Below are 11,648 nucleotides of genomic sequence, written 5' to 3'. Positions count from 1 at the left end.
TAAGGATGCTCCGCGATGTCCCTCAGACAGCTCTCCATTCAATGGAAAATCACCCTGCTCGCCGGCCTTTGCCTGTTGGGGATCGTGACCCTGCTGGTAGGTCTGTCGCTGTATCGCATGGAGCACAGCTCCGAACAGGTCAAGGTTTCGAGCATGCAGATGCTCGATGAAGCCGCCCAGGCGCGTATCGAGGCGCAAGGCGATGTGCAGGCGCTGGGCATTCGCCAGCAGTTCATGGACGCCTACCAGTACGGCCACGGTTTTTCCCGCCAGGTGCTGTTCCTGCGCGAACAGGCCGAGAAACGCTTCCTCGACGCTTTCGACACCCGCGAAGACCTGACCCGCCAGGTCAAGGCTGCACTGCAGGCCAACCCGGACCTGTTGGGCCTGTCCCTGGTGTTCGAAGCCAATGCGCTGGACGGCAAGGACGAACTGTTCGCCAACCAGGCAGAGCTGGGCAGCAACGACAAGGGCCGGTTCGCCCTGTACTGGTCGCAACCGACGCCGGGCAAACTGACGTCGATGCCGCTGCCCGAAAGCGACATGACCGACACATCCGTCGGCCCAAGCGGTGAAAAAGCCAACGCCTGGTTCACCTGCCCACGCACCACCCTCAAGCCGTGCGTGATCGAACCCTATTTTTATCGGATCGACGGGCAGAACGTGCTGATGACCAGCATCGTCTTCCCGCTGATGGTCAACGGCAAAGTCATCGCCTCGTTGTCGGTGGACATCAACCTCAACAGCCTGCAGAGCATCAGCCAACGGGCCAGCGAGAAGCTGTATGACGGGCAGACCCAGGTCAGCATCCTCAGCCCCACCGGCCTGCTTGCCGGCTATAGCCCGGACGCCAGCAAGCTCAGCCAGCGCCTTGAGCAGGTCGACAGCGCCAACGGCGCACAACTGACCAGCGCCCTGGCCGGCAGTACGCAAATCAGCAGCCTGCGCACCGACCATCGACTGAAGGTCCTGGCGCCGTTCGCGCCGATTCCCGGTGGCAAGTCGTGGGGAGTGTTGCTGGATGTGCCGGAAAAAGTCCTGGTGGGGCCGGCAGAAGCACTGAAGGCGCAGATGGATGCCGATAACACCCGCGGCACCCTGCTGGAACTGGGCCTGGGCCTGCTGGCCGCCGTGATCGGCCTGATCCTGGTGTGGCTGATGGCGCGCAGCGTGACCCGACCGATCCTCGGTGTGGCGCACATGCTCGAAGACATCGCCAGCGGCGAAGGCGACCTGACCCGTCGCCTGGCTTATGACAAGCCAGACGAACTGGGCCAACTGGCCGGCTGGTTCAACCGCTTCCTCGACAAGCTGCAACCGATCATTGCCGAGGTCAAACGCTCGGTGCAGGACGCCCGTGGCACCGCCGACCAATCCGCCGCGATTGCCAGCCAAACCAGCGCCGGCATGGAACAGCAATACCGCCAGGTCGACCAGGTGGCCACCGCCTCCCATGAAATGAGCGCCACCGCCCAGGACGTCGCCCGCAGCGCGGCCCAGGCGGCCCAAGCGGCGCGGGATGCCGACCAGGCAACCCGCGACGGTCTGACGGTAATCGACCGCACCACCACCAACATCGGGCTCCTCGCTGCGGACATGAGCACGGCCATGACCCAGGTCGAAGGCCTGGCGGCCAACAGCGAGCAGATTGGTTCGGTGCTGGAAGTGATTCGCGGCATTGCCGAGCAAACCAACCTGCTGGCCCTTAACGCTGCCATCGAAGCTGCCCGCGCCGGTGAGGCAGGCCGTGGCTTTGCCGTAGTGGCTGACGAAGTGCGCAACCTGGCGCGACGGACCCAGGAGTCAGTGGAAGAAACCCGCCTGGTGATCGAACAGCTGCAAAGCGGCACCACCGACGTGGTCGGCGCCATGGGCAACAGCTATCGCCAGGCCCAGGGCAGCGTCGAACAAGTGGGCGAAGCGGTCACCGCACTGCGCCAGATCGGCGACGCGGTGACGGTGATCAGCGACATGAACCTGCAAATCGCCAGCGCCGCCGAAGAGCAAAGTGCGGTGGCCGAAGAGATCAATAGCAATGTGGCAACGATCCGCGATGTCACCGAGTCGCTGTCGGAGCAAGCCAATGAATCGGCGCGGGTCAGCCAGGCGTTGAACAGCCTGGCCAACCAGCAGCAGGGGTTGATGGACCAGTTCCGCGTCTGAGGGTCGAAGGCAGTCCAATGTGAGAGGCCCCACACCCTCGTCGACGTGGCGCTGTCGCACAGCCGACTGTGACCTCTAGGGTGAGTGGGCTGGTAAGTGGGCTTGTTGTGATGAGTGGCCTTGTGGCGAGCGGGCTTGTCCCGCGTTGGGCTGCGAAGGCAGCCCCAATAAAGCCACCGCGTTTATCCAGGCATATTAAATCGCCAGGTTTTGGGGCCGCTTCGCAGCCCAACGCGGGACAAGCCCGCTCGCCACAACAAGCCCGCTCGCCACAACAAGCCCGCTCGCCACAACAAGCCTGCTCACCACAACAAGCCTGCTCGCCACAACAAGCCCGCTCCCACATTTTTATCTACGGTGTGTCAGCCATGGCGCTTGGGTAATTCGATCAACGCCTTCAAGCCGCCCAACTCGCTCTCCTGCAACTGCAACACCCCGCCCCACACCTCGACGATATCCCGCACGATCCCGAGGCCCAGGCCATGGCCGTCCGTCTGCTCATCGAGACGTGTACCACGGCTGAACACTTCGTCGCGCTGGGTCTCGGGAATGCCAGGGCCGTCATCCTCCACCGTCAGCAGGTAGCTGTGTGGCGTCTCGCTGACGCTGACGCGCACTTCGGCATCTGCCCATTTGCAGGCGTTGTCCAGCAGGTTGCCGAGCAGCTCCAGCAGGTCTTCGCGATCCCACGGCAGTTGCAGGCCCGGGGCGACGTGGTGGCTCAGGTCCAGGTGGTCGCCGTGGATCATGTTCAACGTGGCCAGCAGGCCGGGCAGTTCTTTTTCACAATCAAACAAGGCGCCCGGCAGGGTTTCGCCGGCCAGGCGCGCACGGTTGAGTTCACGATTGAGGCGTTGCTGCACCTGCTCCAACTGGTCACGAAGCAATTTGCGCAACTCGGGGTGGTCCTTGAGCGCCTCGCTGGAGGCCGCACTCAGCAGCACCGCCAGCGGGGTTTTCAGTGCATGCCCCAGGTTGCCCAGGGCGTTGCGCGAGCGCTTGAGGCTGTCTTCAGTGTGAGCCAGCAGGTGGTTGATCTGCGCCACCAGCGGCTCCAGTTCCAGCGGCACCTGGGTGTCGAGCTGGGAACGCTGGCCCTGTTGCAATTGGGCGATCTGGTTGCGCGCGGTTTCCAGGGGGCGCAACGCCCGGCGCACGGTGACTCGTTGCAGGATCAGCACCAGCAGCAGCGCCGCCAGCCCCAGCACCAGGCCGATTTGGCGCATCAGTCGGAAGCTTTCGCGCACCGGTGTGTAGTCCTGGGCCACGCTGATCGAAATCGCTTGGCCAAAGCGCTTGTAGTCCGAGCGTAGTACCAGCAGCTGCTGGCCCTCCGGCCCCAGTTGCAGGTTGCCCTTGAGCCCGGTCTCGGGGAGCCGGGGCAGTTCCTGGTCCCACAGTGAGCGGGAGCGCCAGTGAATGTCGGCAAAATCGATACGAAAATAATGCCCGGAGAACGGCCTCTGATACGCCGGCGACAGGCGGTGCTCATCCAACTGCACGCCGTTGGGCCCACGCACCAGCGCCACCAGCAGGTTCTCGCTGTCGTTACGCAAGCCAGCTTCCAGGTAACGCTGCAAACCGGCCTCGAACAACCACAGGCTGGTTTGCGCGAGTACCACGCCGACGATCACCATCACGCTGATCAGCCCCAGGCTCAGGCGTCGCTGGATCGACTTCATGCAGGGCTGGCGCCAAACCGGTAGCCCTGGCCGCGCCGGGTTTCGATCACGCTGCGGCCCAGCTTGCGGCGCAGATGGTTGACGTGCACTTCCAGCACATTGGAGTCGCGCTCGGTCTCGCCGTCATAAAGATGCTCGGCCAGATGGCTTTTCGACAGGATCTGTTCCGGGTGCAGCATGAAATAACGCAACAGGCGGAATTCGGCGGCGGTCAGCTGGATTTCCTCGCCGTCGCGCAACACACACTGGCGGCCCTCGTCCAGATGCAGGCCGGCAGCTTGCAGGGTGGGCTGGTTGGCCTGGCCATGGGAACGGCGCAACAACGCCTGGATGCGCAGGTGCAGTTCTTCAGGGTGAAAGGGTTTGCTCAGGTAATCGTCGGCGCCGGCCTTGAGCCCCTCGATGCGCTCGGCCCAGGAATCCCGGGCGGTGAGCACCAGCACCGGGGTGGCCAGCGCGGCTGCGCGCCATTGCGCCAGCACTTCCAGCCCCGGCAAGCCAGGCAGGCCAAGGTCGAGGATGATCAGGTCATAGGGCTCGCTGCGACCCTGATACACCGCGTCGCGCCCATCCGCCAGCCAATCGACCGCATAGCCCTGGCATTGCAGCCCAGCCAGCAGTTCATCGGCCAGGGGTACGTTGTCTTCCACCAGCAGCAGGCGCATCAGTCTTCCTCGTCTTTGATCAGCGCACCGGTCGTGGCGTCGAGCTTAATCTCGCGCACCACGCCTTCGGTGGTCACCAGTTCCACTTCATACGCGTACTGGCCATGTTTTTTCTCAAGTTCCGCCTCCAGCAACCGCGAGCCGGGGTGCCGCGCCATGGCCTGCTGCAACAGTTGCTCCAGCGGCAGGATCACGCCCTGCTGGCGTAGCGCCAAGGCTTCATCCTGGTTGAGGTCACGGGCCGACAGGCTTGAGCAGAATGCCAGGAGCACCAGCACCGCCAAACCCGTGGCACGTCGATATACCTTCATTACGTATCCTGATGATTCTTGAGAACTTGCCCGGTGAGCGCGTCCAATTCAACGTCCCATTCGATACCGTGGGCATCTTCCAGTTCGACTTCATAGATGTACTTGCCATAGGCCTCATCCAGATCGGTGTCCAACAGCGTTGAGCCGGGATGCAGGGCCAGGGCGGTGGCGTCCAGTTGATCAAAGGCGACAATTGTAACAGTGGCGGGCACGGTCAGTGGCTTGTCAGGGTCCACGGCTCCAGCCTGGGTCGCCGTGGACGTGATGATAGCGGCGGCGACCAGAGCTGTGAGGCGCTTCATGATAAGTCTCCGTTACACGATGTTTTCCTACGCCGGTCACGGTAACGGCTGCAACTTAACTGAAACTGAATTGCCACCATGGCAATTACGAGTATGCGCAAACGCGGTCACAAAGATTTCGCCAGCATCGTGTGTATCCAGGATTCACGCGTTATCGTTGACGTTTTCGCGAGCAACCTCGCCCCTGAACTTGCCTCAACAGAGACCGGTATGACAGCCATCCATATCAAGTTTCCCGCCCTGACGCTCAAGGCCGGTAAACGTGCGTTCACCCGCATTCGCGAACAGGGCCTGCAGCCGGCCGACGTCGGCACCCTCCCCGGCGCGGCCGGCGGCCCTAAAGCCTTGGGCATCCAGGGCCTGGACCTGGCCCTGTTCGGCGACTGGCTGCCCCGCGCGCCCCGGGAACGCGCGCTGATCGGCGCGTCGATCGGCTCCTGGCGCTTTGCCAGTGCCTGCCTGCCCGACCCGGTGCAAGGCTTGCTCGACCTCGGCCGACTGTACAACGAACAACGCTTTGCCAAGGGCGTCACCATGGCCGACGTCAGCCAGAGCTGCCAGCGCATGCTCGATGACCTGCTGGCCGGACGTGATGCCCAGGTGCTGGACACCCCCAACTATCGATTGAACATCATGGTCGTCAAGAGCCACGGCCTGCTCGCCGATGACCATCGCGGGCGTCTTGGCCTCGGCCTGTCGTCGGTGATTGCCGACAACCTGCGTGGCCGCGCGCGGCTGTCGCGGCATTTCGAACGACTGATCGTCCACGACCCCCGCCAGGCGCCGCCAGTGCATCCGTTGAAGGATTTTCCGTCGCGCTTCCTCACCCTGGACCTGGGCAACCTGCGCCAGGCGCTGCTGGCCTCCGGCTCGATCCCCATGGTGATGCAAGGCGTGCGCGACCTGCCCGGAGCGGGTGCCGGCACCTACCGCGACGGCGGCCTGCTGGACTATCACCTGGACCTGCCCTACCACGGCGACGACATCGTGCTGTACCCGCACTTCACCGACCGGGTCATCCCCGGCTGGTTCGACAAGGGCCTGCCGTGGCGGCGCAGCAACCCACAAGGCTTGCAGGATGTGTTGCTGCTGGCGCCGTCCAAGGACTACCTGGCCCGCCTGCCCCACGGCAAACTGCCGGATCGCAGCGATTTCAAGCGCTTCATGGGGGATGACCCGAGTCGTAACCGGTACTGGCAGACCGCGATGAGCGAGAGCCAGCGATTGGGCGATGAGTTTCTGGCATTGGCCGATAACGGTGGATTAGGCGAGCGCTTGCAAGCCCTTTGACCCAACGCCTTTCTCCTGGAGGAGCGAGCCTGTTCGCGCCTGCAGAGGGACGGTATGCGCGACGTGTGATGTAGCTGTTAAACTCGCCGCCTGCCAGAAACCTGACCGAGCCGAAAAATACTGTGGAAATCTTCAAGGAATTTACATTCGAGTCCGCCCACCGCCTGCCCCATGTACCGGAAGGCCATAAGTGCGGGCGCCTGCATGGGCATTCGTTCAAGGTGGCGATCCACCTGAGCGGCGACCTGGACCCTCATACAGGCTGGATTCGCGACTTCTCGGAGATCAAGGCGATTTTCAAGCCGCTCTACGAACGCCTCGACCACAACTACCTGAACGACATCCCGGGCCTCGAAAACCCGACCAGCGAAGTACTGGCCAAGTGGATCTGGGCCGAACTCAAACCCCTGCTGCCGGAGCTCAGCGCCATTCGCCTCCATGAGACCTGCACCAGCGGCTGCATCTATCGCGGTGAATAAACCCATGCGGTACAAAACACCCTGGCGGTAATGCCAGTCAGCCAAGGAAGAACACGGTCACTGTGGCGAGGGCGTTTGCGCCTTCGCCACAGGTTAGCGGTGACCCGCTCTATCCCTTGATTGACCCGCATCACCCTTGCGGTGTTTTTTTATGCCCGGTATTACAGGCTTGGACCTGCCCCTGTTCAGTCACCCACGAGGTTCGTATGGAAAACATCTGGCTGGCCCAGGCCAAACGCTTACAGGCACTGGCTTCCACCGGGCTGCATTTTTGCACCGACGATTTCGAGCGCGAGCGTCTGGAAGAAATTGCCGAAATTGCCCATAGCATGCTCGCGCAACTGGGCAATGTGCCGCTGGAGCGCATCACCGGGTTGGTGAGCGATTTTGCCCAGCGCTATTCCACGCCGATGATCGATGTGCGCGGCGCGGTGATCGAGGGTGACAAGATCCTGCTGGTGCGCGAGTTGACCGACGGTTGCTGGGCCCTGCCAGGGGGCTACGCCGATATCGGCTTGTCGGCGGCAGAAAACATCATCAAGGAAATTCGCGAGGAAGCCGGGCTGACCGTGACCGCACGCGCGCTGTACAGCGTGACGCACAAGGCCAAGGGGTTGTACCGGCCGGATGTGCGGGACTTCTACAAGCTGTATTTCCTGTGTGAGCGGGTCGACCAACTGGCACCCGCGGCGGGTTTTGAAACCACCGAGGTGGGTTTTTTCGCCCTGGACAACCTGCCGCCACTGTCCCGTGGCCGCACCATTGAAAGTGATCTGGAAGCGGCGTTTGCCTTTCATCGCGGCGAGACCACCCAGACCCTGTTCGACTGATCCAATTTGTATCACCGCTGCACCGCTTTCGTGCCCGATTGGGCACACAGAACACTCCTGCCCGCGCGCGCCCCCCTGATTGGCTATAAATACTGTGCACACTGCACAACGCCCGCCGTGCGTCCTTCACTGCGGCGAATGTGGCACGCGCGGTGCAATAGGCCTGCGTCACTCATTCAGGGAGCAAGGCACATGACGCAGCAAGATCCAGGCAACGATTACCCCCTCAGCGAAGTCCCCATGCATGCGCGCAAGGGGCTGGCGTCGACCGCCATGGTGCTGCTGGGTTTCACGTTTTTTACCGCAACCATGTTTGCCGGCGGCAAGCTGGGGGTGGCCTTCAGTTTCATCGACATGCTCGGCGTCGTGGCCTTGGGTAACCTGCTGTTGGGCATCTACGCCGCCGGCCTGGGTTACATCGCCTTCAAGAGTGGGCTGAATTCAGTGCTGATGGGACGCTTCTGTTTTGGCGAAGTGGGCAGCAAGCTCAGTGACTTGATCCTCGGTTTCACCCAGATCGGCTGGTATGCCTGGGGCACCGCCACGGCCGCCGTGGTGCTGGGCAAATACTTCGAGCTGAGCCAGGGCAGTGTGCTGGCGCTGATGGTGCTGTTTGGCCTGGTGTTCTGCGCCACGGCCTATGTGGGCTATCGAGGGTTGGAGATTCTGTCGTACATCGCGGTGCCGGCCATGGGCATTCTGCTGTTTCTGTCGATGTGGGTGGCGACCGTCAAGGTCGGCGGGCTGGACGGCCTGCTGGCGGTGGTGCCGAGCGGTACGCTGGACTTGTCCACGGCGATCACCCTGGTGTTCGGCACCTTTGTCAGCGGCGCGACCCAGGCCACCAACTGGACACGGTTTTCCCGCTCGGCCAAGGTCGCGGTACTGGCCAGCCTGATCGGCTTCTTTGTCGGCAATGGCCTGATGGTATTGATCGGCGCCTATGGGGCCATCGTCTATCAGCAACCGGATGTGGTGGAAGTCTTGCTGCTGCAAGGTTTTGCCATGGCGGCGATGGCCATGCTGTTGCTCAACATCTGGAGCACCCAGGACAACACCATCTATAACTTCGCCGTCGCCGGTTGCAACCTGCTGCGCACCCGACGTCGCAAGACCGTGACCCTCGCCGGGGCGGTGATCGGCACCCTGCTCGCCCTGCTGGGCATGTACGACCTGCTGGTGCCTTACCTGATCCTGCTGGGCACGGTGATCCCGCCCATCGGCGGCGTGATCATGGCGGACTTCTTCTATCGCTATCGCGGCCAGTACCCGCGCCTGGCAGAGGCGCGCCTGCCCGCGTTCAACTGGCCGGGCCTGGTGGCGTACGCCGTGGGTACGTTGCTGGCATTCAACTCACCCTGGGTCGCGCCGCTGGTGGGGATTGTGGCGGCGTCGCTGACCTACGTGGTGCTCACCGCCGTCCTGCGTGTGCGCACGCCATTGGCTGACGCCCAGGCATGAGCCTGACCCTTGCCGATGTGCTGGCCCTGCCGGGCCTGGAGTCCATGCGCCTGCGCGCCGGCTCGGCCGGCCTGGATAACGTGGTGCGCTGGCCGTATGTGGCCGAAAACACTGGGATCGCCGAATGGGTGCTCGGCGGTGAACTGGTGTTCGTCACCGGTATCAACCACCCCCGGGATGAGGCCAACCTCCTGCAACTGCTGGACGAAGCCTGTCAGCGCCAAGTGGCCGGGTTGGTGATCCTGACCGGCCCCGCCTATATTCAGGTGATCCCCCAGCGCTTGCTGGACGCCGCCGAAGCCGCTGGCCTGCCCCTGATCGAGCAGCCCTACTCGTTGAAAATGGTGTTGGTGACCCAGGCGATCGGCTCGGCGCTGATCCAGTCCGAACAACTGGGGCGTTCGCGGCACGATGTGCTGGAACGCTTGCTGGCCGGCGACTTTCAATCCCTGGACCTCCTGCTGCACCGCGCCGCCCAACTGGGCCTGTCGCTGGCAGGGCATTGGCAAGTGGTGCAATTACAGCTGGAGGGCAGCGACGCGTTGTTTACCCAGGGCGATGCCGGGCACATGGAAGCGCAGTTGGCTCGGCAACACGAAAGCATTACTCGGCGCTTGCGTCAGTATTCGGCGTCGATACCCGTCCTCGGGAGGGCCGGGCAATGGACGTTGTTGCTGCCGGCCGCGGATGCCGTTGCCGCCTTGGCCAACCGCGAGCAGTTGGCCAGTTGGTTGAAGCCATTGAACCTGCGCCTGGCGCCCCTGAAAGTGTTTATCGGCCTGAGCGCCGCCGCCCACCCGCCTGCGCGCCTGGCCCTGGCACAGGAGGAAGCACGCCAGGCGTTGACCGCCGCGCGACGCTTCAGCGAGCGCGCCGGGCTGTGCGTGTACGACGAACTGGGCGTGCTGAAACTGCTCAGCGGTGTTCGTGATCGCGCGCTGCTCGATCAGTTTCTCAATGAGCGCCTGGGCCCGTTACTGCGCCATGACCGGCATCATGGCCCAAGCCTGATGCCGACCCTGGAAGCCTGGTTTCATGAGAATGGTAACCTTGTGGCCGCCGCCCAGCGCCTGGCCGTTCACCGTAATACCCTGACGCACCGTGTCCAGCGCATCGAAGCCCTGTGCGGGCTGACGCTGGATAATTCATACGACCGCCTGGACATCGGTATCGCCCTGATGATCTGGCGGCTGTCTGCCTGATTGTTTTAGCCAAGAGGAACTTGCCCATGCACATCATCAACGCCCGCCTGCGCCACCGTGAAGGCCTGCATGATCTGCACCTGGAACATGGCCGGATCGCCAGTATCACTGCGCAAACGGGGTCGCCAACTGCAGGGCCCGACGACCTGGACGCTGCCGGTAACCTGGTGACGCCACCGTTCGTCGAACCGCATATTCACCTCGACGCCACCCTGACTGCCGGAGAGCCGCGCTGGAACATGAGCGGCACCCTGTTCGAAGGCATCGAGTGCTGGGGCGAGCGCAAGGCCACCATCACCGAGGAAGACACCCGCACGCGCGCCAAGAAAACCATCCAGGCCCTCGCCGCCCATGGCATCCAGCATGTTCGCACCCATGTCGACGTCACCGACCCGGACCTCACGGCGCTCAAGGCCATGCTGCAAGTGCGCGAAGAAAGCACGCACCTGATCGACCTGCAAATCGTCGCCTTTCCCCAGGAGGGCATCGAGTCCTACCGCAATGGTCGCGAACTGATGGAAGAAGCCATTCGCCTGGGCGCCGACGTGATCGGTGGCATCCCGCACTTCGAATACACCCGTGACCAAGGGGTGAGTTCGGTGAAGTTCCTCATGGACCTGGCCGAACGTACCGGCTGCCTGGTGGACGTGCACTGCGACGAAACCGACGACCCACACTCGCGCTTCCTTGAAGTCCTCGCCGAGGAAGCCCGCAGCCGTGACATGGGTGCCCGCGTCACTGCCAGCCACACCACGGCCATGGGTTCCTATGACAACGCCTACTGCGCCAAACTGTTTCGCCTGCTGGGGCATTCCGGGATCAGCTTCGTCTCCTGCCCCACCGAAAGCATTCACCTGCAAGGCCGCTTCGACAGTTTTCCGAAACGCCGCGGCGTCACCCGCGTCAACGAACTGCTCGAAGCCGGCATGAACGTGTGCTTCGGCCAGGACTCCATCGTCGATCCCTGGTACCCGTTGGGCAACGGCAACATCCTGCGCGTGCTGGAAGCCGGCCTGCACATTTGCCATATGCTCGGCTACCGTAACCTGCAAAGCGCCCTGGACCTGGTCACCGACAACAGCGCCAAAGCCATGGCCCTGGGCGAGCGCTACGGCCTGGAGCCTGGGCGGCCGGCCAACCTGTTGATCCTATCAGCCGACAGCGATTATGAGGTGATTCGCAGCCAGGGCCTGCCGCTGTATTCGATCCGCCATGGCAAGGTGTTGATGAAGCGGCGGCCGGCGCAGGTCGAGTTCCTGTAAA

11 protein-coding genes and 1 pseudogene are annotated in these 11,648 nt (G+C 63.0%); 8 read left to right on the top strand and 4 right to left on the bottom strand.

Going from position 1 to position 11,648, the window contains the following annotated elements; translation table 11 throughout:
- Positions 1 to 15 precede the first annotated feature (15 nt).
- A pseudogene (locus AB7933_RS12065) lies at positions 16 to 1,305 on the top strand (HAMP domain-containing protein); the annotation flags it as partial.
- Positions 1,306 to 1,407: 102 nt separating this feature from the next.
- Positions 1,408 to 2,163: a methyl-accepting chemotaxis protein gene (locus tag AB7933_RS12060; protein ID WP_370531116.1), complete on the top strand. Its 756-nt coding sequence runs from the start codon at positions 1,408 to 1,410 to the stop codon at positions 2,161 to 2,163.
- 362 nt (positions 2,164 to 2,525) lie between these two features.
- Here the strand turns inward: AB7933_RS12060 and AB7933_RS12055 are convergent, their stop codons facing one another.
- The 4 genes from AB7933_RS12055 to AB7933_RS12040 are packed head-to-tail and all read right to left on the bottom strand — an operon-like array spanning position 2,526 to position 5,123.
- On the bottom strand, positions 2,526 to 3,845 hold the full coding sequence (locus AB7933_RS12055) for a sensor histidine kinase (protein WP_024074467.1): 1,320 nt from the start codon (positions 3,843 to 3,845) through the stop codon (positions 2,526 to 2,528).
- Complete coding sequence (locus tag AB7933_RS12050) at positions 3,842 to 4,510, bottom strand: response regulator transcription factor (protein ID WP_024074466.1); 669 nt, start codon at positions 4,508 to 4,510, stop codon at positions 3,842 to 3,844. The genes AB7933_RS12055 and AB7933_RS12050 overlap by 4 nt, the downstream gene beginning before the upstream one ends.
- A complete protein-coding gene (locus AB7933_RS12045) occupies positions 4,510 to 4,821 on the bottom strand; it encodes a PepSY domain-containing protein (protein ID WP_024074465.1) in 312 nt (103 codons plus the stop codon). Before AB7933_RS12045 ends, AB7933_RS12050 begins: the two co-directional genes overlap by 1 nt.
- A complete protein-coding gene (locus AB7933_RS12040; protein ID WP_024074464.1) occupies positions 4,821 to 5,123 on the bottom strand; it encodes a PepSY domain-containing protein in 303 nt (100 codons plus the stop codon). The genes AB7933_RS12045 and AB7933_RS12040 overlap by 1 nt, the downstream gene beginning before the upstream one ends.
- 210 nt (positions 5,124 to 5,333) lie before the next feature.
- Here AB7933_RS12040 and AB7933_RS12035 point away from each other — a divergent pair, with 210 nt between their 5' ends.
- The 6 genes from AB7933_RS12035 (at position 5,334) to codA (ending at position 11,647) form a co-directional block, all read left to right on the top strand.
- A complete protein-coding gene (locus AB7933_RS12035; protein WP_024074463.1) occupies positions 5,334 to 6,413 on the top strand; it encodes a hypothetical protein in 1,080 nt (359 codons plus the stop codon).
- A gap of 122 nt (positions 6,414 to 6,535) precedes the next feature.
- On the top strand, positions 6,536 to 6,892 hold the full coding sequence (gene queD, locus AB7933_RS12030) for a 6-carboxytetrahydropterin synthase QueD (protein WP_024074462.1): 357 nt from the start codon (positions 6,536 to 6,538) through the stop codon (positions 6,890 to 6,892).
- A gap of 206 nt (positions 6,893 to 7,098) precedes the next feature.
- The gene (locus AB7933_RS12025; protein ID WP_024074461.1) at positions 7,099 to 7,722 is read left to right on the top strand and encodes an NUDIX hydrolase; all 624 of its coding nucleotides are present in this window, start codon (positions 7,099 to 7,101) and stop codon (positions 7,720 to 7,722) included.
- Between the two features lie 192 nt (positions 7,723 to 7,914).
- Positions 7,915 to 9,183 carry a cytosine permease gene (codB, locus tag AB7933_RS12020; RefSeq protein ID WP_024074460.1) on the top strand — a complete coding sequence of 423 codons (1,269 nt, stop codon included), beginning with the start codon at positions 7,915 to 7,917 and terminating at the stop codon, positions 9,181 to 9,183.
- Complete coding sequence (locus tag AB7933_RS12015) at positions 9,180 to 10,385, top strand: PucR family transcriptional regulator (protein WP_024074459.1); 1,206 nt, start codon at positions 9,180 to 9,182, stop codon at positions 10,383 to 10,385. The genes codB and AB7933_RS12015 overlap by 4 nt, the downstream gene beginning before the upstream one ends.
- 26 nt (positions 10,386 to 10,411) lie before the next feature.
- On the top strand, positions 10,412 to 11,647 hold the full coding sequence (codA, locus tag AB7933_RS12010) for a cytosine deaminase (RefSeq protein WP_024074458.1): 1,236 nt from the start codon (positions 10,412 to 10,414) through the stop codon (positions 11,645 to 11,647).
- The last annotated feature ends 1 nt before the right edge of the window (position 11,648 follow it).

Origin of the sequence: Pseudomonas gorinensis (assembly GCF_042015035.1) — a bacterium.
GTDB lineage: Bacteria > Pseudomonadota > Gammaproteobacteria > Pseudomonadales > Pseudomonadaceae > Aquipseudomonas > Aquipseudomonas gorinensis.
Note: the sequence above shows the minus strand (reverse complement) of the source record. Positions and strands in the feature narration are given on the sequence as shown.